The organism is Acinetobacter sp. A2 (assembly GCF_048537555.1).
Lineage (GTDB): Bacteria > Pseudomonadota > Gammaproteobacteria > Pseudomonadales > Moraxellaceae > Acinetobacter.
Map to the genome: position 1 here is coordinate 1095223 of NZ_CP183239.1, position 22727 is coordinate 1117949.

Sequence of the window (22727 nt, forward strand, 5' to 3'; positions counted from 1 at the left end):
TGAATATCATTTATGAAATTTTAGATTAGTAAGTGATTCATCAAACAGTGATAAATATATCTTTAATGATATAGAAAAGCGGCTTAGATGAGCCGCTTTTTTTATGTGGTAATCCCCCCCTAAAAATAATACTTTTACTAGGCTTTATCAAGCCAGTTTTTTATAAGCCATAATTTCAGGTAAGGTTTGATCTACACCGACCATATATGGATGGGTTGCTAAACTCAGCATAGCTTCATCTTCATCACTATTGCCATACGCATAAATAGCAGCATAATTTTTTAAATCATACTGTTCTAAAATCCGAATTTGCTTTTGTTCCCGACTACAATCAGGTGTTGAATATTGCCCTGTAAATTGCTGACTTTCAATTTCTGTTTCGGTACAAATCAAACCAACATTTAATTGCTGACAAATATACTGCAAATAAATATCCACACTCGCAGAAACCACCACCACATCATCACCATTGAATTGATGTTGCTTTAATCGTAGTAATAGTTGTGGGTTTAGATCATGCATTAAATCTGCTGCATAGCGTTGTGCAAGTGCTAATATTTCAGTTGTACTTGCATCTTTAAACATAGCATTAAACAATTTAGGGCGCATGGCATGTGCAGGATAGACTTTTAAATAAAAGGCCTGAATCCACGGTAAGGTTTTTAAACCTTGTTTGATAATGTGTCGTTTAGACAAGGCATAGAAAATGAACCCCGTAAAACTGTCTTTGCTGCACAGGGTGCCATCAAAATCAAATAAGGCTAGATTTTTATATTTTTGGCTTTTTGTATGCATGTTTTATAACGTCCATTGACTCGTGTTGCGAACCAATTGGTGTTGTAATCTCGACTCAGTTTAGGCCCTGAAATCACCACTTGTGGCATCATGGCATAAAATGGCTCTTTGCCCGTTTGTGCTTTATAGAGTTTAGTGACAGCCAGATAGGTCGCAGTATCTTCAAATTTCTTTTCTTTTTCTTTTTTTAAGTCTGCACGAATTTGTCGTGGTGTAACCAAAATATTATGTTTAGCAAAAACAGCAATTAATTCACGTTCTGATTCACTCTTTGCATTACGCACACCGCCATCTTTAGCGTAAAGAAGTAAATCACCATCTAAATCGAGTTCAGCTTCGGTTAAATCATTCAGCATACTTTGGAATGCAGCATTGCGGCTCGAATACATGCCCGAGTTATAGTCAGCAAAACGGTATAGCGGTTGATCATAGTCAGCAGGGTACATCATTAAACGATGAATCCCATAATATAAGCCACCATACTGGGTATATAGATCACTGCGTAACTCTGCGATGTTACCACTTTGACGTTTATGCTCTTTGGCATAGCTAATATGCACTTGCATAGAACCTAAAGTGGTAATTGGATTAAGTTTTTCACCAATATTTTGACCAAACAGTTTGGCAGCACCTGTTAGTGCGGAAACATGATAATGCTTTGCCATGTAGTCAAAAATTTCACGGTATAGTTCATCTAATTCACGTTCAGTTTTTACCCGACGCATTTGACTCAAATAGTTATCTTCAGGGCTAGGGTGATTTTTCAGCACATCCTGAAAATAGCCTGCGACCGTACCGCCAATTGCTTCGCCCAGTTTATCTTTAAATTTTTCATCCAAACGATCTTGTACTTCTTTAACAGCTTTTTCGCCTAAACCATAAACTTGCGGGTCTGCTACAAAGTTGGATTCCTGATCAACCACAGCAATAATGGTGCACATATTTTCTTTGGTTTGTGGAATACCTAATTGCTCAGAAATATCATAAATATCTTTAGCCCAAGCACTGCGTTCACTGACACGGTTAGGAATCAGTTTGCGAATATGTTCTGCTTCCAAGGTTGGCTCATTGTCCTTAGACCACCATGCGCTGTCTCCACAGGCTGCTAAGCTTAAGGATAAGGCGAGCACGCTGAAGGGTTTCATCAAAGAAGTGAATACAGTGTCTTTCATAGATAGGGAAAACTCGTTCCAAATGGATGAGCCCAAAGGGCAGATGCAGTATACTATGCCAATCATTAAAGTTAAGAATATATATGTATATTGGTCCCTATCAACTGTCAAATAATTTGATTGTTGCCCCAATGGCAGGCGTTACTGATCGGCCATTTCGCTCACTGTGCAAATACTTTGGAGCTGGGCATGCAGTCAGTGAAATGATGACATCTGACAAAACTTTGCGCATGAGTAAAAAGAGTTTGTATCGTGCCAATTTTGATGGGGAGCTTGCGCCAATTTCTGCACAAATTGCAGGTTCAGATCCGCATGATTTAGCGGAAGCAGCACGCTATCAGGTGGCCAACGGGGCGCAAATTGTTGATATCAATATGGGCTGTCCTGCCAAAAAAGTCTGTAATAAATTGGCGGGGTCTGCCTTGTTGCAAGATGAAGATTTGGTGGCACGTATTTTAGACACAGTTGTTGCTGCGGTTGATGTACCTGTAACCCTTAAAACCCGTTTGGGTTTTTTAAATGGTCAGGAAAATATCTTACGTGTGGCAAAGCGTGCGGAACAAGCCGGTATTGCCGCTTTGGCTTTGCATGGTCGTACCCGTGAAGATATGTATTTAAATCATGCACGTTACTCACTGATTAAAGACGTGAAAAGTATGTTGCAGATTCCAGTCATTGCCAATGGTGATATAGATAGCCCTGAAAAAGCCAAATATGTACTAGATTACACAGGTGCTGATGCCATTATGATTGGACGTGCAGCACAGGGACGTCCGTGGATTTTTCGGGAAATTGCACATTATTTAGCAACAGGGGAGTTGCTTGCCGCACCGAGTATTGCAGAAGTTCAAAAAGTCTTATTGGGGCATTTAGCCGAGCTTTATGAGTTTTATGGGGAATATTCAGGTTGTCGAATTTCACGTAAACACATTGCTTGGTACACCAAAGGTTTACGTTCAAGTAATGAGTTTCGCCAAAACATGTATAAAGTTGAAAGTACTGCCGAACAATTTAAAGTGGTGGAGGACTACTTCAATCAGTTATTGGCACATGGTGAAATCATGAGTGATGTACAAGTAGAAAGTGTTAATTTACTGGATACTTGATTAGCATTTAAGATTTTGATTTTATAGTTAAAATTTCACTCTTAACCGCTTTGCTTGTTTAAAGCAGAGCGGTTGTATTCTTGTTTAATGTGCGTGAATCATCTCTAGCATCAATTGATTGATTAAATCTGCAGCTTCTAATTCACGAATTTGGCTAACATTACTGCCTGCCCAGAATGGCGCATAACCTTGCTCACCATGTTTGACTGCTGCTGCATGTAATTGTTTGGCGAGATCGTAAGTGTATGGATAGCTAGGCACAGCGATACGATTAGGTGTATCAATCTTTGTGTGCCAGTGATTAATCAAACCACGTGCAGGACGTCCAGAAATACTTTCTGTAATTTGGGTGATGTTTTGTTGGAACAAAGCTTGCCGATAAGCCGCATTGGCATTTGAACTTTTACATTGTACAAACGCAGTACCCAGTTGTACGGCAGATGCACCAAGGTTAAGCATGTGTTTGGCCTGCTGACCATTCATAATTCCACCTGCAGCGACCACAGGTGTTGTGCAATGCTGATGAATCAGTTGCACTAAATCACTGGTTTTCACAGCACTATCAAATGCCTGATTAAAAACACCTCTGTGCCCACCAGCTTCAATCCCTTGCGCAATAATAATATCAATTCCTGCTGCTTCAATCGCCTGAGCTTCGGCTAAATTTGTAGCAGAAACCATGGTGATGATTCCTGCATCTTTTAATGCTTGAATTTGATGCTCATGTGGAATTCCAAAATGAAAACTTACTGCTTGTGGTTGGGTTTCCAAAACCAGATTTAAATAATCATCATGGTCTTTAAAGCTTGGATAAATACATTTTAGTTGTGCAGGTGGGGTGACATCATATTGGGCAAAAATTGGCGCAAATTGTGTAATCCATGCCTGTGCAATCTGTTCATTGAGTGGTGTGGATTCATGGCAAAAGAAATTTACTTGAAATGAATTGTCGGTGAGGGCTTGAGTTTGAATGATTTGTTCACGCGCAGCTTCGAGTGTATGTGCGCCTAAACCAAGCGAGCCTAATCCACCTTGATTAGAAACTTCTGCAGCAAGTTCAGGGGTTGAAACACCCGCCATTGGAGCAAGAAAAATAGGATGTTTTATATTCAGTTGTTTTAATAAAGCCATATTATTTACTCCAGTTTTTATCTACTTTGCCCAAGTCTATAAAAATTGGCAAATCATATTCATCATTTATTCTAGAAATATCAGCACTAAACTTTAACTATGTAGGAGGGGGAAAGTACAGGTTCGTTTTAGTCATTCTTTTCACTTTTTTCAGGCATAATGTCTAACAAGTGTGAAATGATTGAGTAAATAAATGAAACCATTAGTTTACGGTGCTTTACTTACTGTGCTGGGTTTAGTGGCTTGTCGTGAAGAACCAAAAGTACAGCAAGTTGATCCTCAAAAATATCAGGTGCAGGATGCAGTAGCATTGCAGCAACGTATAGATGCTTTAAATACTAAATTAGCTCAAGATTTTAAGCAGTTCAAACAAGTGGAAAGCATTGCGTTTTCACATCAATTTCCATTAGATGTAAATAACCTGCGAAGTTTAAATCAGCATCTCGTGAGCAGTACTGCGTTGAAGCCGACTAAAATTGCATATTGTGACATGATGAATGGCTATTTTTCAGAGTTGTATCGGCTGGGGCATTACAATCTAGCGTTGCTAAAAGATGTGCAATTGCCGCAAGCTGAAAAAGAGAATTTGCCGGCTAACTTTGCAAGTCCTGAAGCATATTATGATTTTATTTTGAATCGCTATACCAGTTACCGACAAGTCCAGCAGACGATGGGTTATGGTTGCAATTTAAAGGCAGCTTTATAGTAGGCAATGGGAGCTTTCTACATAGTCTAATAGAAGATGTACTTTAGATGTTGAAATGAAACGTGTCACATAAAACACCGACATTAAAATCAAAAAACTCCTGAGCAGAGACTCAGGAGTTTTTTTATTGACACAATCAATTATTGTTGTGCTTTTTCTTTTACGTTTGCAGCACCTTGTTCAACAGCACCCGCAGTTGCAGCAGTCGCATCTTTAGCAGCTTGAACAGTTGCATCTGCAGCATTTTCAGTTGCAGTTGCAATATTGTGGGCAGCATTTTCAGTCGCTTCAGCAGCATTATCTACAGCTGTTGCTGTAGCGGCAGCAGCTTCATGAGTTGCATCTTCAGCATCATGTGCCGCTTGAGCTGCAGCATTTTCTAAGTGTTCACCAGTGGTTGCCCCAGTTTCAGGTGCTTTTTCTTTTGCACAACCAACAAGCGCCACAGTAGCGGCAAGACCTAAAGCAAGAAGTAGTTTATTCATTATCATGTTTCCTTTTTTTACATCCACTTAAGATGGGATAAAGCGAATATAACTAAAAAATATACAGCCCGATACGCATAATTGTTCAATAAATGTAATAGTTTTTAGCCTAAATAGTGTCTATGGGGTCGATCTTTATGTGTTATGCCCAGGTTGCTTGGGGGGAGAGTGTGTTGAATAAAGCTGTATTGTATTGATAAGCAGAAATTCATTTTTTATTGTACATTGTTGCTGTTTAGTTGAAGAAGGACAGCACAATGCTTAAAAAAGGTATTTATCAACATTATAAAGGGCAGTTGTACCAAGTGCTGCATGTGGCAACCCATAGTGAAACTCAAGAAAAGTTGGTGGTCTATCAGTGTTTATATGGAGATTACTCTATTTGGGTAAGACCACTGTCAATGTTTACTGAAACCATCACCTTGGATGATGATCGAGAATTGGAGCGTTTTAAACTTGTACAAGAAGTACTTTAAATTTTAGCTTTGTCTATCCAATCGGCATTAAACTAATTGGATAGATTGAGTAATTAGATAATTCTTAAAGTTAAAATAATTAAAATGTAATGATGATTTATTGAATGGAAATGCGGTTAAAGCTTAGGTCGTATGCTAAATATTTACTCACAAAAGCAGCTTTGTCGCTGCGCCTCAATAAGTTGTCATAAATAGACTGCGGTACAGGGTGGAATAAATCCCCAGAGCCATTTTCGTAAAAAATTTTCAAATAACGTGAAGATGCGCTGTATGTCCAGGATGTCACGACAAGTGCTTTATCCATAAGCAACTCCTTTATTTTTTATATTATTTTTCACAGATTTAATCTGCTTATTCTGAACATAAGTGAAGTATGAAATAAAAAGTATTACAGAATTGTAAAAATAGATTTGATCTTATTTTATATTGTGTTGTTGATCAAAGTTAAAAAACCACATCATAAGATGTGGTTTTTTTAAGTCTGCTATTTTGCATTTTTAGGCATTATAAATGACGACATTGATCTTCTTTATCGCCTGAAACGCGATTAGAACCGCCAGTAGGTTTTTGGCGATTATCTTCGCATTCTAAATTACCAGAAACACGATTATTTTTAACAATAATACTGCCAGTATTGTCTTTTAGCTGAATATTACCATCAACACGATTGGAGCTGAGTTGAATATTTCGACCATCTTCTAATTGAATGTTGCCATCAATACGGTTGGCCTGAGCATTTACTCGGCTAAATTGTCCTTTAGATTCTAAGTTGCCATCAATACGGCTATTTTTGATTGTGGCTTGTGCACTGCTATGCAGCATGACATTACCTTTAACAGTCACATTATCTAGGGTGCATAACTTTTGAATTTTTACATTATCATCAATGGTACGATTTTTAATGGTGCCATTGCAGTTTACATCTGCCAATGCAGGCACGGAAAATGCCAGTAAAGTCGAAAGTACCAATAATTTTTTCATAGAACCGCCCTCATAAATTACAACTTAAAAAATCAAATGTGCCATGTGCTGGCTGTTTTGTAGTCAATCTAGTTTACGATTCAATGATGAATAAATTAGGTAGAAAAGTGGAGTTTTTATGCATTACTGTAAACAAACAGCTTGAATAAAAAAACCACGCCTAAGCGTGGTTTTTGTGAGTAGTGAAATCTAAGACTTAGATTTTACCTACTAGGTCGATAGATGGTGCTAAAGTTGCATCACCTTCTTTCCATTTAGCTGGGCATACTTCACCTGGGTGAGCGTGAACGTATTGAGCTGCTTTAACTTTACGAAGAAGTTCTTGAGCATCACGACCAATACCGCCAGCATTGATTTCGATGATTTGGATTTTGCCTTCTGGATCGATAACGAAAGTACCACGATCAGCAAGACCATCAGCTTCGATTAATACTTCAAAGTTTTTAGAAAGCGTCCAAGTTGGGTCGCCAACCATTACGTATTGAATTTTTTTGATTTCTTCTGAAGAGTCGTGCCAAGCTTTGTGCGTGAAGTGAGTGTCAGTAGAAACTGCATAGATTTCAACGCCTAATTTTTGGAATTCTGCGTAGTTGTCTGCAAGGTCACCAAGCTCAGTTGGGCAAACGAAAGTAAAGTCAGCTGGATAGAAGAATACAACAGACCATTTGCCTTTAAGATCAGCTTCAGTTACTTCAACGAATTGACCGTTATGGTATGCATTAGCTTTAAATGGTTTAACTTCAGTATTAATTAAGCTCATCATTGTCTCCATGATTAAGGTTTGTATTTCGTTAGCAATAGAGTATCTAATTTTGTTTTATTGCTGAAATGGTATTTTTACATTACTAGCATCGGAAAAACAAATGAGAATGTAAATATCAACAAGTTCATCAATACAATTTTGAGACTTTATTAGGCCTTAAAATGATGATGATTGAATGACAGCCACTTGTGGGCTATCCAATAAAACCAAATCAGCAATTGAGTTACATTCAACAATATGGGGATGTAATTTAAAAGTTCAAGGTGGCATCAAAAAATATTTAAATGATTGTTCTGTAGCGCTGTTCTTTCGCTTCAGGGCATTAGTGCGTAAAATACGTGTTTGTGTTTTGGTTAGGAAGCGTATTCTGTGCAGAGTCATTTAAATGTAGACCACCTCGTTTTGGCGCGTGATCGTCATCGTTTAAATCGACTACGAAAAGGCAAAGATGCCAATCCAAAGCAATATCAGGAATTATTTGAAAAATCCAATTTCAAAGTGTTGGAGCGTGCTCAGCGCATTCCCAATATTCAATTGAATCAAGATTTACCTGTAACTCAATACGCTAAGCAATTGGCAGAAGCAATTCAGCAGCATCAAGTGATTATTGTGGCAGGGGAAACGGGTTCAGGTAAAACCACGCAGTTACCTCAAATTGCCATGTTGGCAGGTCGTGGATTAACTGGTCTCATTGGTCACACCCAGCCAAGACGTTTGGCTGCACGTAGTGTGTCGCAGCGTATTGCAGAAGAAGTCGGCGAAAAACTGGGTGAATCGATCAGTTTTAAAGTCCGCTTTAATGAACAAGGTTCTCAAGACTCTATTATTCGTTTAATGACCGATGGTATTTTATTGGCAGAGCTTGCCAATGACCGTTATTTGAACAAATACGACACCATTATTATCGATGAAGCGCATGAGCGGTCTTTAAATATTGACTTCATCATGGGTTATTTAAAGCAACTGTTGCCACGCCGCCCTGATTTAAAAGTCATCATTACCTCTGCAACTTTAGATGTGCAGCGTTTTAGCAATTACTTTAATGGCGCACCGATTTTTGAAGTTGAAGGACGTAGCTTTCCTGTAGAAGTACGTTATCGTCCAATTTCTGAATTAAGTATTGGTGGCAGTGATGATGATGAATTTGATGATTTTGAAGAAAACTTGCCACGTGCGGTGGTACAAGCAGTAGAAGAGTGCTTTGCCGATGCGCAGGAAAAAGGTCATCCTGAACACGCCGATATTTTAATTTTTGCCAGCACTGAACAGGAAATTCGTGAACTGCAGGAAACCTTGCACAAACATGGGCCACGTCATACAGAAATTTTGCCTTTGTATGCGCGTTTGGCGTTAGCTGAACAGCAAAAAATCTTTAACCCAACGGGTGGTGGGCGTCGCATTATTATTGCCACCAACGTGGCTGAAACAGCTTTGACTGTGCCAAATATCCGCTACGTAATAGACAGTGGTTTTGCACGTATTTCACGTTATAACTATCGTTCACGGGTGCAGCGTTTACCCATTGAAGCCGTTTCTCAAGCGGCAGCGAATCAGCGTAAAGGGCGTTGCGGTCGTATTGCGCCTGGGGTATGCATTCGCTTGTATTCTGAGGAGGATTTTTTAAGCCGTCCAGAGTTCACTGAGCCTGAAATTAAACGTACCAACTTGGCCTCTGTCATACTACAGATGCAAAGTCTGGGCTTGGGTACGCTTGAAGAGTTTGATTTTATTGAGCCGCCCGATCATCGTTTAGTGAATGATGGTCGCAAATTATTAGTGGAATTAGGTGCGCTGACAGAACATAAAGCCAAAGATGTTTCATCTAAGACTGTAAATCCGCTCAGCAAAATTGGTCAGCAGATGGCGAAAATGCCAATTGACCCACGACTGGCACGTATGATTTTAGGCGGTGCGCATTTTGGTGTGCTCAATGAAGTATTAGTTATTGTGGCGGCACTAGCGGTGCAAGACCCGCGCGAACGTCCTGCAGATAAACAAATGCAGGCCGATCAAAAACATGCTTTGTTCCGTGAAGCAGATTCTGACTTTTTATTTTATTTAAAGCTTTGGGAAACTTTGCACGAAAACCGTGAAGGTATGAGTGAAAACAAACGTCGTACTTTTGCACGTCAGCATTTCTTAAGTTGGTTGCGCTTACGTGAATGGAAGAAAACGCATGAACAATTGGTTGATTTAGCACGTAGTTTAAAACTGTCTTTTAATGAGAAAAAAGCCAGTTATGAAAATCTGCATCGAGCATTGTTAACTGGTTTGTTATCGTTTATTGCAAATAAAACCGATGAGCGTAACGTGTTCATGGCCGTACGCCAGCAAAAAGCACGGATTTTCCCTGCATCTACCTTGCATAAAACCAATACGCCGTGGGTGATGGCATTTGAGATGGTGGAAACTTCACAAGTGTATTTGCGCACCTTGGCAAAAATTGAACCTGAATGGATTTTATTGGCCGCACGTGATTTGCTCAAGCATCATTATTTCGAGCCGCATTGGTCTAAAAAAGCTGGCGTGGTAAATGCCTATGATCAAATTTCACTGTTTGGGCTGATTATTGAACCGAAACGTGCTGTAAATTATGAAAAGGTCGATCAAGAAGCTGCGCATGAAATTTTCTTACGTGATGCTTTAACCACAGGCAACTTGGGCATTACACCGCCATTCTTAAAACACAACCTACTCAAACTTGAAGAAGTGGAACGGGTTGAAGACAAGTTGCGTCGTCGTGATTTAGTGGTCGATGAAGAAACTATTTATCAGTTCTATGCCGCTAAAGTCCCTGCAGAAGTCGCTAGCCGACGTTCATTTGAAGATTGGCGTGCCACCGTGGAGCCGCAAAACCCACGTTATTTATTTGTGGAAGATGATGCACTTTGGTTGAATGATCGTCCGACCACGCAGCAATTTCCAGATTATTTGCGTAATGGTGAGCTGCGTTTGGCAGCCAGTTACCGTTTTGATCCAAGCCATGATGAAGATGGTGCAACGGTTAAAATTCCTGTGCAAGCATTGGCACAGGTCGATGAAAATATTTGGTCATGGGGTGTTCCAGGCTGGCGTGAAAATTTAATTGAAGCTTTGCTCAAAACCTTGCCGAAGGAAAAGCGTCGTCACTTAGTGCCTATTCCGGACACTGCACGCAAACTGTTGCAACGCATTGATGCTGTCAATTTACGTGAGCATATTTTTAGCTTTTTGGCATTTCAGTTACGTGCAGAACAAATTACCGAAAAAGACTTTAGTTTTGAGCGTGTAGATGCGTATTTGTTACCGTTCATCAAAGTACTGGATGAAAAAGGGCGGGTGATTGAACAGGGGCGTGATTTAGCAGAATTAAAAGCACGTTGTCGTACCGAAACTCACAGCCCTGTGAAGCAGTTGCAAGGTGAATTTCAGACCTTTCCTGAACGATTCATTTTTGAGGCTTCACAAAAAGTTACCGGTGTGGTGGTCAAGCAATATCAGGCTTTGGTGCCAAGCAAAGATTTTGCAGAATTGAGCCAGAAAGATGAATCGGGTGTGGTGATTCAAACCTTTAATGATCAGAGCGAGGCGATTCGTCAGCATCGTGAAGGGGTGATTCGTTTACTGCATGTGCAATTGGGCGATTTATCGCGCCAACTGAAAAAACAAATTGCTAAACCATTGGCTTTGGCCTACTCACCTTTGGGCGATAAAGCGCAACTTGAACAAATGTTGATCTATGCGACCTTGCAAAGCACTATTTGTGACTTGCCAGTCAATTTGGAAGAGTTTCAAAACTTACAGCTTGAGGTAAAAAAGACTTTTCTTAGTCATGGTCAAACCACGCTTCGTATCTTTAATGAAATTTATATTGCTTGGCAAGATATTCGCCGTCAGCTATTGATGCTTGATGAAGCAGTTTTTTCCAAAAATATGGATGATATTGAAGATCAGCTGGATTTAATGCATCTGGCAGACTTTGTGTATAGCAAGCCTGTAGAGGTGTGGAGCGAATATCCGCGCTATTTAAAAGCGTTGTTATTACGTTTAGACCGCTTACCCAACAACTTGCAAAGAGATAATGCTGCCATCGCCCAAATTGACCCTTGGATGGACAAATTGTTCAAACACAAACAAGATGCCCGCCTTAAGGAATTGTACTTTATGGTAGAAGAATTACGCATATCGTTGTTCTCTCAACCCATGAAAACCAAAATGCCAATTTCTGCAACTCGGCTGCAAAAAGTATGGGAAAAGCTCGGAATCAGTTAAGATATAGATAATTTCTAGAAGGAGTTTTACATGGGCATTCGCATTACAGGTACTGGTCTTTATCACCCAGAAGATGTTATTACCAACGAAGAGTTGGTCGAAAGTTTAAATGCTTATGTGGAACAGTATAATCAGCAGAATGCTGACAAAATTGCAGCAGGTGAGCTAGAAGAACGTCGTGGCTCAAGTGCAGACTTTATCGAAAAAGCCTCGGGCGTAAAACGTCGTTACGTTGCAGAAAAGACAGGTATTTTAGACATCAACCGTTTACGTCCTAATTTACGTGAACGTAGTGATGATGAAATTTCAATACAAGCTGAATGGGGCGTAATTGCCGCAAAACAAGCAATGCAAAATGCAGGCGTGACCGCAGAAGATATTGATGTGGTCATTTTATCTTGCTCAAACTTGCAGCGAGCTTATCCTGCCGTGGCGATTGAAATTCAAACTGCGCTTGGTATTCAAGGTTATGCCTATGACATGAACGTAGCATGTTCTGCTGCAACTTTCGGTATTAAGCAAGCGCATGATGCGATTAAAGCAGGCGCGCGTCGCGTACTGTTGGTGAATGTCGAAATTACATCAGGGCATAACGATTACCGCTCACGTGACTGCCACTTTATTTTTGGTGATGTGGCAACCGCTTCAATTTTAGAAGAGACAGATACAAAAGCAGGTTTTGAAATTTTAGATATGAACCTGTTCACCCAGTTCTCTAACAATATTCGCAATAACTTCGGTTTCTTAAACCTAAGTGAAAATGCAGATATTGATGATAAACGCTTCCATCAGGATGGCCGTAAAGTCTTTAAAGAAGTCTGTCCGTTAGTGGCTAAAATGATTACTGCGCAATTGGAAAAAAATCAGATTGCACCAACCGATGTGAAGCGTTTCTGGTTGCATCAAGCCAATGCCAGCATGAACGAACTGATTTTAAAATTGGTGGTGGGTAAAGAAGCGGCACAACCTGGTCTAGTACCTATTATTTTAGATGAGTTTGCCAATACCTCTTCAGCGGGGGTAATTATTGCTTTACACCGTACTGCACATGAAGTCGATAATGGTGAATATGGTGTACTGTGTTCATTTGGTGCGGGTTACTCTGTCGGTGCGATTTTGGTACAAAAACGCGACGCGGCATAAGGTTTACTCACTTTATAAGATCAATCCAAGTTTAAGATCAGTATTGAACGTTCCTTCTCCTTCGGGAGAAGGTCTGGTCGAGAGTGTACTCATCACTCGCAATATCCTCATACAGAATAAAAACATCGAAAAACTTTATGAAAAATAATGCTTAGGTTAAGATGGTGCATCTTTTAATAGACCTATTTTGAAAACCTATGCAACCATTTGTTCTATATAACTCAGAGCAACGTAAAAAAGTTGAATTTGTTCCGCGTAAAGAAGGACATATCGACATGTATGTCTGTGGTATGACGGTTTATGATTACTGTCATATTGGACATGCGCGGGTTATGGTTGCATTTGACTACATCATTCGCTTTTTACGTAGTCAGGGTTGGAAGGTGAAATATGTACGCAACATCACCGACATTGACGACAAAATTATTAAACGTGCCAATGAAAATGGCGAGAGTATTCAGGCTTTAACGGATCGTTTTATTCAAGCCATGAATGAAGACGCAGCAAACTTAGGCTGTGCTGAGCCAGATGCAGCACCACGTGCCACTGAATTTATTGACCAAATGCAAAACATGATTGGCAATTTAGTAAATAAAGGCACGGCTTATCCTGCAAGCAATGGCGATGTTTATTTTCAGGTCGAAAAATTTGACAAATATGGCCGTCTTTCAGGCCGTAAGCTGGAAGACATGCAAGCGGGTGCATCTGAACGTGTAGATGTTGAAGTCGATAAAAAGCATCCATTTGACTTTGTTCTTTGGAAACATGCCAAAGAAAATGAACCATCTTGGGCTTCTCCATGGGGCAATGGACGTCCTGGTTGGCATATTGAATGTTCTGCAATGTCGACTTGCTGCTTAGGCAACCATTTCGATATTCATGGCGGTGGTTCAGACTTAATGTTCCCACACCATGAAAATGAAATTGCCCAGTCTGAAGCATCGACAGGTGAGCAGTATGTGAATTACTGGATGCACGTCGGTTTTATTAATGTCGATGGCGAAAAAATGTCAAAGTCATTGGGTAACTTCTTCACTATCCGCGATGTGATGGAAAAGTTCCATCCTGAAGTGATCCGTTACTTTATTGTGTCTTCACATTATCGTAGCCCTGTAAACTTCTCCGATGTTGCCTTGAAAGAAGCGAAAACTGCTTTATCACGTTTCTATCACTCATTTAAAGCTTATCAACAAGCTTATGGTGCGAAAACTGTTGAGCCGTTAGATGAGGCTTTGGTAGAGCGCTTTAATGCTGCAATGCGTGATGACTTTAACACTGCAGAAGCGATAGCAGTTCTGTTTGAAGTCAATAAAGAGCTGAACCGTGCGGTAAAAGAGCAGCAGGCAGAACAGGCGGCTGTGTATTATTCAACCTTGCGTCATTTGACCAATATTTTAGGTTTGTTACAGCATGATGTAGATGAATTCCTGAAGTCTGATATTGGTCAGGATGCTTTAGGTTTGTCTGAACAAGCCATTGCAGAATTGATTCAGCAGCGTCAGGATGCCAAAAAAGCCAAAGACTTTGCCCGTGCCGATGAAATTCGCCAGTCTTTACTTGATCAAGGCGTAGTATTGGAAGATACCCGTCAGGGTACAGTATGGCGTCGTGCTGATTAATTGAGCACTTGGAAGCATAGAGAGTTGACAGTTGTATGAAATTCTCTATAATTCACTTCCATATTGCGGGAATAGCTCAGTTGGTAGAGCACAACCTTGCCAAGGTTGGGGTCGCGAGTTCGAGTCTCGTTTCCCGCTCCAAAATTTTAAAAACGCCTATCGAAAGATAGGCGTTTTTTTATGGAAGTTTTTTTGCAGTATTCATTTAGACACAGCAAAAAGTTCAGGCGTCGTTTACATAGATATTCATTAAATAACCTAAGCAGGAACTTTATTTCTAACTCAGGGCTTGTCAAAAAAGAACAAGTCAAATAGGTGTAGATATTGAAGAGCTTTAAGGAATATCTACAAAACGATAAAAACAAAAAACACACTCAGAATCAAAGCTTAGAATTGCATAGATATGCTAAAATTGCGAAAATCTAAGCGGCTCTAATAAACCTGTTTTATTAGGCTGTGTACCACACTTTATTTAAGTCCAACATTGAATAGAAAACATGCCAAATACCATTGATTTTCAATCTGTAGCCTTAGACACATTAAAAATAGAAGAGCAAGCATTGCAGGTCTTGGCTACGCAAATTGACCATCGCTTTAGCCGTGCTTGCGAAATTATGCTGCATTGCAAAGGTCGGGTGATTGTCACGGGTATGGGGAAGTCTGGGCATATCGGCCGTAAGATGGCAGCAACATTTGCATCTACAGGTACGCCGTCTTTCTTCATGCATCCGGGTGAAGCAGGGCATGGTGACTTGGGTATGCTGGTACGTGGAGATGTTTTAATTGCCATTTCCAACTCAGGCAAAAGTGATGAAATCATGATGTTAATGCCACTCATCAAGCATCTAGAAGTGCCGCTAATCACGATTAGTGGTGATGATCGTGGGCCAATGCCACAAAATGCCGATGTGGCACTGACTTTGGGTAATATTCAGGAAGCCTGTCCGCTTGGTTTGGCACCAACCTCCAGTACTACAGCAACCTTGGCTTTGGGTGATGCTTTGGCGGTCGCCTTGCTTGAAGCACGTGGTTTTACTGCCGATGATTTTGCTCGTTCGCATCCTGCGGGAGCATTAGGTAAACGTCTGTTATTGCATGTGAAGCATTTGATGCACACGGGTACCGAGCTACCAAAAGTTGCACCAGATACACCAATGAACAAGGTGTTATACGAAATTTCAAACAAACGTCTAGGTTTAACCACAATTGTGGATGAGAATGATGTCTTATTAGGCATTTTCACCGATGGTGACTTACGTCGTTTAATTGATAAGCAACAGGGCTTTGATGTGAATTTACAAGTCGGGCAAGTGATGACACAGCACCCTGCAACTATTTCACAAGAAGCGCGTGCAGTTGAAGCTTTAGAACAATTACGTGACCGTAAAATTAATCAGTTTGTGGTGGTGGATGATGCCAATAAGGTCATTGGTGTGATCAGTATGCATGACTTGATTCAAGCAGGGGTGAACTAAACAATGGCATCTTATATTTTATTAGAGCAAGCACGTCATATTGAAGCTTTGGTTTTAGATGTCGATGGAATTTTAAGTGATGGTTTTGTTACCCTGACCAACAGTGGTGATGAAATTAAATCATTCGATATTCGTGATGGTTTAGGCATGAAATTGGTGCAGCAGGCTGGCGTCAAGGTCATTATCATTACAGGGCGTAAAAGCAATATTGTCGAAAAACGCATGTCTGATTTAGGCGTAGACTTGGTCTATCAAGGGCGTGAAGACAAAGGTACAGCGTTACAGGAAGCGTGTGCACAACTGGGTTTATCACCTCAAGATTGTATGTACATGGGTGATGACTGGCCTGATCTGTCGGCATTCTCCATTGCAGGTATGAAAGTGACTGTACCTAATGGACATATTGAGGTGCGTCGCCGTGCAGATTTAGTAACACAAGCCATGGGTGGTCGTGGTGCGGTACGTGAAATCTGCGATATGATTTTAACTGCCAAAGGCGTATACCAAGAGTTACTTGAAAAATATCTCACAATCCCTCATTAATACGTCATGCATTCAAAGATTTGAGTTACAGCCCCACTTATGGATACTAAAGTTTTATACGTTACTGCGATTGCAATTGCAGCTGTAAGTGGTGGTTATTACTATTACAGCGGTAAAGGCAAAAAACTGGAAACTGACGCTGCACGTTCGATGACTTATTCAGCCGAGCAAATTCATCTGACCCAGACCGATGAGCAGGGCAATTTATATGTACGCGCTCAAATTGACCGTTTAGAGCAAGATATGCAGCAAAAGACCTCTAAGCTGGAAAATTTAAATGCTTCGATGTACAAGGCGGGCGAGGTAGATGCCACGTTCTATGCCAAGCAAGCGCAAGGTTTTAATGACAATGAAAAAGTGGTGTTGTCCGATCAGGTTTTAGCAACAAAGTTACTTAATCAAGGCAAGCTTACGCTTGAAACAGCAGAATTAAACGTGCTTCCCAAAACACGTGAAATCAATACTGATAAGCAGGTGGTGGTACAGTCACCACAAGCAGATTTTATCAGTCAGGGTTTAAAAGCCAATTTAAATGACGGCCAATACGAATTTTTTAATATTCGAGGAAAGTATGAACCATAAAACTAAGCTTACCGCGTCTAAAACGTTGATAAAACAAGCAGTACTTGTAGGCTTGGCGGTGCTTTCATCGGCAGGTAGTTGGGCAATTCCTTCTGACCGTAATCAGCCAATTAGCTTGGTGGCAGACCGTGCAACCTTTAGTGAGCGTTCGGGTGTAACGACTTATACTGGCAATGTGATTATTGAACAGGGCACCATGAAGCTACAGGCTGACTCTATTGTTGCTAATTTGAACAGTAAAAAAGAAATTAGTGTAATTACGGCTACAGGTAGACCTGCACAATTTCAGCAAAAAACCGATCCTGCCAAAGGGCTAGCGAAAGGCCAAGCGCAGAAGATTGTTTACAATGCAGAAACAGGCATTATTACCTTATCGGGTGGTGCGCTTTTAGAACAAGATGGTGCCAGTATTCGTGGTAATACCTTGCGCTATAGCATGAACAAAGGTGATGTTGAGGCAATTGGTACACCAAATAAAACAGGTTCAGATGCGGGTCGTGTCAAAATTGTGATTCCACCATCAAGCTCAAAATCATTCCCGGGAGCGCGTGATTAATGGATCAAAGCAGCGCAACACAAGACAGCACACAGCGCGGTCAGCAAACGCTATGTATTAAGCATTTGGCAAAAAACTACAATAAGCGCTGGGTGGTAAAAGACGTTTCATTTGAAATGAAAAGTGGTGAAATTGTAGGTTTGCTAGGGCCAAATGGTGCAGGAAAAACTACCAGTTTCTATATGGTTGTGGGCTTGGTGCGTATGGATAAAGGCGAAATCCATTTAGATCAACTGGATTTGTCTGATCTTGCGATGCATGAACGTGCACGTAAGGGTATTGGTTACTTACCCCAGGAAGCTTCGATTTTCAGAAAATTGACCATTGCTGAAAATATTATGGCTATTTTGGAAACACGAAAAGACTTAAATAAACAGCAACGTCAGCAGCGTTTGGCTGAGTTGTTGGCAGATTTTAAAATCACCCATATTAAAGATTCATTAGGGATGAGTGTGTCAGGTGGTGAACGTCGTCGTGCTGAAATTGCACGTGCTTTGGCCGCAGACCCTAAGTTTATGTTGCTAGATGAACCGTTTGCAGGGGTCGATCCCATTTCAGTCGGTGATATTAAAGATATTATCCGTACCTTGAAAGACCGCGACATTGGTGTATTAATCACTGACCATAACGTGCGTGACACTTTAGCTATTTGTGAACGTGCTTATATTGTTAGTGAAGGCTCAGTGATTGCTGAAGGAACTCCACAAGAAATTCTGGAAAATGAAACCGTACGTGAAGTGTATTTGGGTGAAGACTTTTTTGTCTAAAAATTTGAATGGTTTTCTTTGCGTTAAAAGATGACTTTTAATCCAGATGAATACACTACTACTCAACCTTCTATCGAAATCCGATAGAAGGTTTTTTCATGTCGGTTGTGCTCTAAACACGTTATAATCTTCAGGTTTTATTTATCTGGTTATTTGTCTGGATTGTTATGCCTTTTACCATTGCTGCGCCAATCACTTTTGAAGAAGAAATTAAAAAAAGTCGATTTCAAGCCATCGCAGTGCCTGTAGACAATGAGCAAGCGGTAAAAACTTTTCTAGAACAGCAACGTGATCCATCGACCACACATCAATGCTGGGCATGGAAAATAGGGCATCAATTACGTTTTAATGATGATGGCGAGCCTTCGGGTACGGCTGGTCGCCCAATTTTAGCCACGATTGAGGGCAATGAGCTGACCAATGTTTTGGTATTGGTCAATCGTTGGTATGGTGGTATTAAATTGGGTACAGGCGGTTTAGTGCGTGCCTATGGTGGCTGCGCAGGGCAATGTTTGGCCTTAGCAGAAAAAATAGAACTGATTGAGAAAAAAATGGTGCAATTTGCCTGTCAGTTTAATGAATGGGCAATTTTACAGTACGAGTTGAACAGTCAGCAGATTGAGTATCAGGAAGACTATATTGCAAATGGTGTAGTGGTGCAGGCCTTGCTGCAGATACATCAAATTGATCCATTAAGACTCAAATTACAAGATATAAGCCGTGGGCGTGAACAACTTAAAATAATTGAAGAAGATCAACATGACTGAATCAAGCAATGCAGATCCACTCTTGAAATATCGTGAACAGCATAAGCACCGTTTAAATTATATGCCGTGGCTATATTGGTCATTAAAGCCTAAACATCGTATTTGGGCAGAAGCTTGGCAGCAGGAATATCAAGACTATTTAAGGGCAATGGAAACAGTTGAAATAGGTCAAAACTGTTTTATCTCACCTTTGGCACATATTTTTGCAGAGCCTGGTCGTAAGATCAAAATTGGCGATAACACATTTATTGCAGCAGATTGCACTTTGCATGGCCCTTTAGAGATTGGCAATGAAGTTGCGATAAACCATCACTGTATTTTAGATGGCGGTCGTGCAGGCATTAAATTACATGACCAAGTGCGTATTGCAGCCTATTGTCATTTATATGCTTTTGATCATGGTATGGCATTAGATCAGCCGATCTATCAACAAGCAGTAAGTTCACAAGGCATTGAAATTGGACGAGATGTTTGGCTCGGTGCGCATGTTGGGGTTAAAGATGGTGTAAAGATTGCAGCACATGCCGTTGTGGGTATGAATAGCATGGTCACCAAAGACATTCAGGAACGTGAAATTGTAGCAGGAAATCCAGCAAAACGGATTCGTTATCGTGACTAGCTTTTATTCAGTCAGGCTAAATCTTTAAACTTGATTACATTTTTTCATGTCCCTGCAACACGAGTTGTGCTAAGTTAAAAATAACAATTAAAAATAGCCTGCAAAAGGCAGTAAGTGAGGCAACAATGAAACGTGTAATTGCTTGTATTGATTCTTCGCCCTGTATTAATGCGCTTGCAGAAGCTGCTGCGTGGATTGCAACACAAACTCAACGTGAATTGGTGTTATTGCAAGTGTTGGACTATTACCCCGCTAGCTATCATTTGGGGGAAATCAGCGGTGTGATTGGCTTTGAAAGTAATGCCATGCTATTAAAAGAACTATCAGAACTTGAACAAAAACAAAGTGAATTAGCCTTAGACTACAGCAACAATCTGTTGCAGCATATTTCCAATATGATTCAGGAAAAGTTTGGTATCGTACCGACTCATTTACAGGAAAAAGGCGACTTTTTAGAACAAAGTTTCAGTTTGTTGAATGAAGAAGATATTGTGGTCATTGGCCGAGTAGGAGAGAAATCGGCTGAGCGCAATAAAGCTTTGGGTAGCAATGTTGAAAACTTTATCCGTGGGGCAAATTGTACAGTGATGACTGTGGGTGAAAATTTTAAAGCGCCGACACGTTTTATTTTTGCCTATGAATATTCACCAACCTGTATCAAAATGATGAAGCGCATTGCACAAAGTGATTTGCTTAAATTATTGCAATGCCATTTGCTCTATGTGGGCGATCATCCAGAAGTGTTAAATGAACCTGCGGATTTCTTAACCTCAGCCGGTTTGGATGTGGTGGTGGAATACCGTTATGGTGATGTTGCAGAGAATATTTTAGATTATCAGCGTGAGCATGGTATTCAGCTGATTGTGTTGGGTGCATTTAGTCACAGCAAAATTCATCAATTCTTCTTGGGCAGTATTACCACCAGTATTTTCCGTAATTCGACTGTACCGTTATTGGTTGCAAAGTAAAAACGTATTAAAAGACAGGGTAAGCAATTGTTTAGCTGAGCTGATCTAACTGTTGAGCAACTGTCCATGGTTATCCGCATAAATTGTGGATAACTGTATGGACAGTACATGTAACATTATAATATATAATGTAAAATCGATTCAGGTTGTTTTTTAACCTTACGTTGGGTTTACTTTACAATCGCTAAAGCAAAGCCATCGTGACCTTTGCTGCCTACAGTTTGTAATGCGGTACAAGATAAAATTCGAGGATGGTTTTGCATTGCAGTAAACATATCACGAATACCCTCAATGCTCGGCTTGTGATTTTCAGGATTTAAAATTTCACCCGCGCGAATCACGTTGTCTAAAAAGATAATTGTACCTGAATGGGAAAGATTAAGACTGAGTTCTAAATATTCAGGATAGCTTTGTTTATCTGCATCAATAAAAATAAAATCAAAGGCTGCTGTATCGGCAGGGAGTGCTTTTAAAATATCGGCAGCTCGTCCGACTTTCAATTCAACCTGTTGTTTCAACTGGGCACGATCAATATTTTCTTGACCTAAAGCAGCGTGAGTATCCCGTCCTTCAATTGTTAGAATATAACCATCTTCAGGTAGGGCGCGCGCGAGCCACATAGTGCTGTAAGCTGCAAAAGTACCCAACTCCAATACCCGTTTGCATTGGTTCATCTGAATGAGCATTTGTAGCAACATCCCCTGATTTGCGGCAACGGCAAGATGGTCTGGAAAACCTTTGGCATCGGTATTTTCCAAAGTTTGCGTCAAAATTGGGTCTTCGGGGATTAAATGTGATTCGATATAGTGATCGATATCCGTCCACATTTGTTGCATAGTCAGCTCACCTTTGTTGCGATGTGTGCATTGTAAACTTTTCTGCTTAGAGTGCAATTTATTACGCTGGGTTACTGTTGAATGCGACTGCTTTTAGATGCGATAGATGTAAAAAAGAGGCCAGTGTTGACCTCTTTTAAACATTCATTTGAAACAACAAAAGTTAGAAATTACATATAGATGAATGACGGCTTAAATCAGGCCCCCAAGTACGATAGCCTTGAGTATCAATATGAATTTGACCAGAAGCATATAAGCCCAAACCCATATTTAAACTTTGCCCATATTGATGCCAGAACTGACACAGTCGGTATTTGGTACTTTCAATGTAGGCATAATCTTCGGCATTTGGGAATTGTGGACCAATTCTAAAATCAATCGCAGAGTTGAATAAATGGCGAGAAGAATTTGCTCCGCCTGCACACTGATTCAGTGGTAAATCACGATACACTGAGGTGACTTCAAAGTCGGTTAAAACTTTAGAGGCAACTAAATACTTAAATACGCGTAGGGTTGGTACTTGGTTTTTCCACAATTCACGACTTGGAATCATAAACTGTGAACGTCCACAACGCTGCCAATCTCGCGCAGTACGCATTAATTCAAAACTAGGGATAATATTGCCCACACCATTTTGTTCTAAGAAGCGTTCGTACTCACGGACTTGGCGTAAATTGTCACTTACGGCGACCCAAGCATTGTAGGCGTAGGGCACAATTTTCGGTGCTGCCTGTCGTTCGTAGGTAATTTTTTCTTGAGGAATGAAAATTCGTTTTCCATCGGGCGTGGTAATCGTTGTTGTTCTGTCTGGGGTTGAGCTACAAGCCACCAAAAGCATGGGAACAATGCTGAACGAAAACAGCGCCTTGAAAAATTGCTTCATTAGGCAAATCAGATATTTATTTAAAGTGTCCGTATTCTAATCGAAAATACGGGTTAAAATTTGAAAATATTGCAATCAAATGTGTGTTTTAGGTATAAAAAAA

Annotated in this window: 23 protein-coding genes and 1 tRNA gene; 15 read left to right on the top strand and 9 right to left on the bottom strand. The window is 40.4% G+C overall.

Annotated elements, in window-relative coordinates:
* Positions 1-147: 147 nt before the first annotated feature.
* Both ACNS8M_RS05130 and ACNS8M_RS05135 read right to left on the bottom strand, forming a co-directional pair.
* Complete coding sequence (locus tag ACNS8M_RS05130) at positions 148-795, bottom strand: HAD-IB family hydrolase (RefSeq protein WP_168525426.1); 648 nt, start codon at positions 793-795, stop codon at positions 148-150.
* Positions 762-1967 carry a DUF1615 family protein gene (locus ACNS8M_RS05135; protein WP_168525427.1) on the bottom strand — a complete coding sequence of 402 codons (1206 nt, stop codon included), beginning with the start codon at positions 1965-1967 and terminating at the stop codon, positions 762-764. Before ACNS8M_RS05135 ends, ACNS8M_RS05130 begins: the two co-directional genes overlap by 34 nt.
* Positions 1968-2050: 83 nt before the next feature.
* Here ACNS8M_RS05135 and dusB point away from each other — a divergent pair, with 83 nt between their 5' ends.
* Positions 2051-3073 carry a tRNA dihydrouridine synthase DusB gene (gene dusB, locus ACNS8M_RS05140; protein ID WP_168461352.1) on the top strand — a complete coding sequence of 341 codons (1023 nt, stop codon included), beginning with the start codon at positions 2051-2053 and terminating at the stop codon, positions 3071-3073.
* Positions 3074-3157: 84 nt separating this feature from the next.
* On the opposite strand, the gene ACNS8M_RS05145 is transcribed toward dusB, so the two are convergent.
* Positions 3158-4204 carry an NAD(P)H-dependent flavin oxidoreductase gene (locus ACNS8M_RS05145; RefSeq protein ID WP_419225245.1) on the bottom strand — a complete coding sequence of 349 codons (1047 nt, stop codon included), beginning with the start codon at positions 4202-4204 and terminating at the stop codon, positions 3158-3160.
* Between the two features lie 193 nt (positions 4205-4397).
* Between ACNS8M_RS05145 and ACNS8M_RS05150 the strand changes: the two genes are divergently transcribed.
* On the top strand, positions 4398-4910 hold the full coding sequence (locus tag ACNS8M_RS05150; RefSeq protein WP_104852169.1) for a hypothetical protein: 513 nt from the start codon (positions 4398-4400) through the stop codon (positions 4908-4910).
* Between the two features lie 140 nt (positions 4911-5050).
* On the opposite strand, the gene ACNS8M_RS05155 is transcribed toward ACNS8M_RS05150, so the two are convergent.
* Entirely contained in the window at positions 5051-5395 is a 345-nt protein-coding gene (locus ACNS8M_RS05155; RefSeq protein WP_168417951.1) for a hypothetical protein, read from the bottom strand.
* Positions 5396-5652: 257 nt separating this feature from the next.
* On the opposite strand from ACNS8M_RS05155, the gene ACNS8M_RS05160 reads away from it, so the two are divergent.
* Positions 5653-5871 (top strand): DUF1653 domain-containing protein, encoded by a 219-nt coding sequence (locus ACNS8M_RS05160; protein ID WP_168417950.1) that lies wholly within the window; start codon positions 5653-5655, stop codon positions 5869-5871.
* A 97-nt stretch (positions 5872-5968) separates the two neighbouring features.
* Here ACNS8M_RS05160 and ACNS8M_RS05165 read toward each other — a convergent pair whose 3' ends face one another.
* The 3 genes from ACNS8M_RS05165 to ahpC form a co-directional block, all read right to left on the bottom strand.
* Positions 5969-6175: a KTSC domain-containing protein gene (locus ACNS8M_RS05165; RefSeq protein WP_168461712.1), complete on the bottom strand. Its 207-nt coding sequence runs from the start codon at positions 6173-6175 to the stop codon at positions 5969-5971.
* 200 nt (positions 6176-6375) lie between these two features.
* Entirely contained in the window at positions 6376-6852 is a 477-nt protein-coding gene (locus ACNS8M_RS05170; RefSeq protein WP_168417948.1) for a right-handed parallel beta-helix repeat-containing protein, read from the bottom strand.
* Positions 6853-7048: 196 nt separating this feature from the next.
* The gene (gene ahpC, locus ACNS8M_RS05175; protein WP_005178834.1) at positions 7049-7612 is read right to left on the bottom strand and encodes an alkyl hydroperoxide reductase subunit C; all 564 of its coding nucleotides are present in this window, start codon (positions 7610-7612) and stop codon (positions 7049-7051) included.
* Positions 7613-7984: 372 nt separating this feature from the next.
* On the opposite strand from ahpC, the gene hrpA reads away from it, so the two are divergent.
* From hrpA to ACNS8M_RS05235, 12 genes are all read left to right on the top strand, one after another.
* Positions 7985-11866, top strand: coding sequence for an ATP-dependent RNA helicase HrpA (hrpA, locus tag ACNS8M_RS05180; RefSeq protein ID WP_419225246.1), 3882 nt, complete (start codon positions 7985-7987; stop codon positions 11864-11866).
* Between the two features lie 30 nt (positions 11867-11896).
* Positions 11897-13009 (top strand): beta-ketoacyl-ACP synthase III, encoded by a 1113-nt coding sequence (locus ACNS8M_RS05185; RefSeq protein ID WP_168417946.1) that lies wholly within the window; start codon positions 11897-11899, stop codon positions 13007-13009.
* Between the two features lie 197 nt (positions 13010-13206).
* Positions 13207-14628 (top strand): cysteine--tRNA ligase, encoded by a 1422-nt coding sequence (gene cysS / locus ACNS8M_RS05190; protein WP_168417945.1) that lies wholly within the window; start codon positions 13207-13209, stop codon positions 14626-14628.
* Positions 14629-14693: 65 nt separating this feature from the next.
* Positions 14694-14769: transfer RNA gene (locus ACNS8M_RS05195), tRNA-Gly, on the top strand.
* 356 nt (positions 14770-15125) lie between these two features.
* Complete coding sequence (locus ACNS8M_RS05200) at positions 15126-16103, top strand: KpsF/GutQ family sugar-phosphate isomerase (RefSeq protein WP_168417944.1); 978 nt, start codon at positions 15126-15128, stop codon at positions 16101-16103.
* Positions 16104-16106: 3 nt separating this feature from the next.
* Positions 16107-16646 carry a KdsC family phosphatase gene (locus ACNS8M_RS05205; protein ID WP_168417943.1) on the top strand — a complete coding sequence of 180 codons (540 nt, stop codon included), beginning with the start codon at positions 16107-16109 and terminating at the stop codon, positions 16644-16646.
* Positions 16647-16685: 39 nt separating this feature from the next.
* Positions 16686-17228, top strand: a complete 543-nt coding sequence (lptC, locus tag ACNS8M_RS05210) for an LPS export ABC transporter periplasmic protein LptC (RefSeq protein ID WP_168417942.1) — start codon at positions 16686-16688, stop codon at positions 17226-17228.
* On the top strand, positions 17218-17784 hold the full coding sequence (gene lptA / locus ACNS8M_RS05215) for a lipopolysaccharide transport periplasmic protein LptA (protein WP_104852159.1): 567 nt from the start codon (positions 17218-17220) through the stop codon (positions 17782-17784). The genes lptC and lptA overlap by 11 nt, the downstream gene beginning before the upstream one ends.
* Positions 17784-18551: an LPS export ABC transporter ATP-binding protein gene (gene lptB / locus ACNS8M_RS05220; protein ID WP_168417940.1), complete on the top strand. Its 768-nt coding sequence runs from the start codon at positions 17784-17786 to the stop codon at positions 18549-18551. The genes lptA and lptB overlap by 1 nt, the downstream gene beginning before the upstream one ends.
* 167 nt (positions 18552-18718) lie before the next feature.
* Positions 18719-19318: an IMPACT family protein gene (locus ACNS8M_RS05225; protein ID WP_168417939.1), complete on the top strand. Its 600-nt coding sequence runs from the start codon at positions 18719-18721 to the stop codon at positions 19316-19318.
* A complete protein-coding gene (locus ACNS8M_RS05230) occupies positions 19311-19937 on the top strand; it encodes an acyltransferase (RefSeq protein ID WP_168417938.1) in 627 nt (208 codons plus the stop codon). The genes ACNS8M_RS05225 and ACNS8M_RS05230 overlap by 8 nt, the downstream gene beginning before the upstream one ends.
* A gap of 125 nt (positions 19938-20062) precedes the next feature.
* Positions 20063-20905 carry a universal stress protein gene (locus ACNS8M_RS05235; protein ID WP_168461718.1) on the top strand — a complete coding sequence of 281 codons (843 nt, stop codon included), beginning with the start codon at positions 20063-20065 and terminating at the stop codon, positions 20903-20905.
* 170 nt (positions 20906-21075) lie between these two features.
* Here ACNS8M_RS05235 and ACNS8M_RS05240 read toward each other — a convergent pair whose 3' ends face one another.
* Positions 21076-21741, bottom strand: coding sequence for an O-methyltransferase (locus tag ACNS8M_RS05240; protein WP_168417936.1), 666 nt, complete (start codon positions 21739-21741; stop codon positions 21076-21078).
* A gap of 163 nt (positions 21742-21904) precedes the next feature.
* Positions 21905-22624: a D-Ala-D-Ala carboxypeptidase family metallohydrolase gene (locus ACNS8M_RS05245; protein WP_168525430.1), complete on the bottom strand. Its 720-nt coding sequence runs from the start codon at positions 22622-22624 to the stop codon at positions 21905-21907.
* Between the last annotated feature and the right edge of the window lie 103 nt (positions 22625-22727).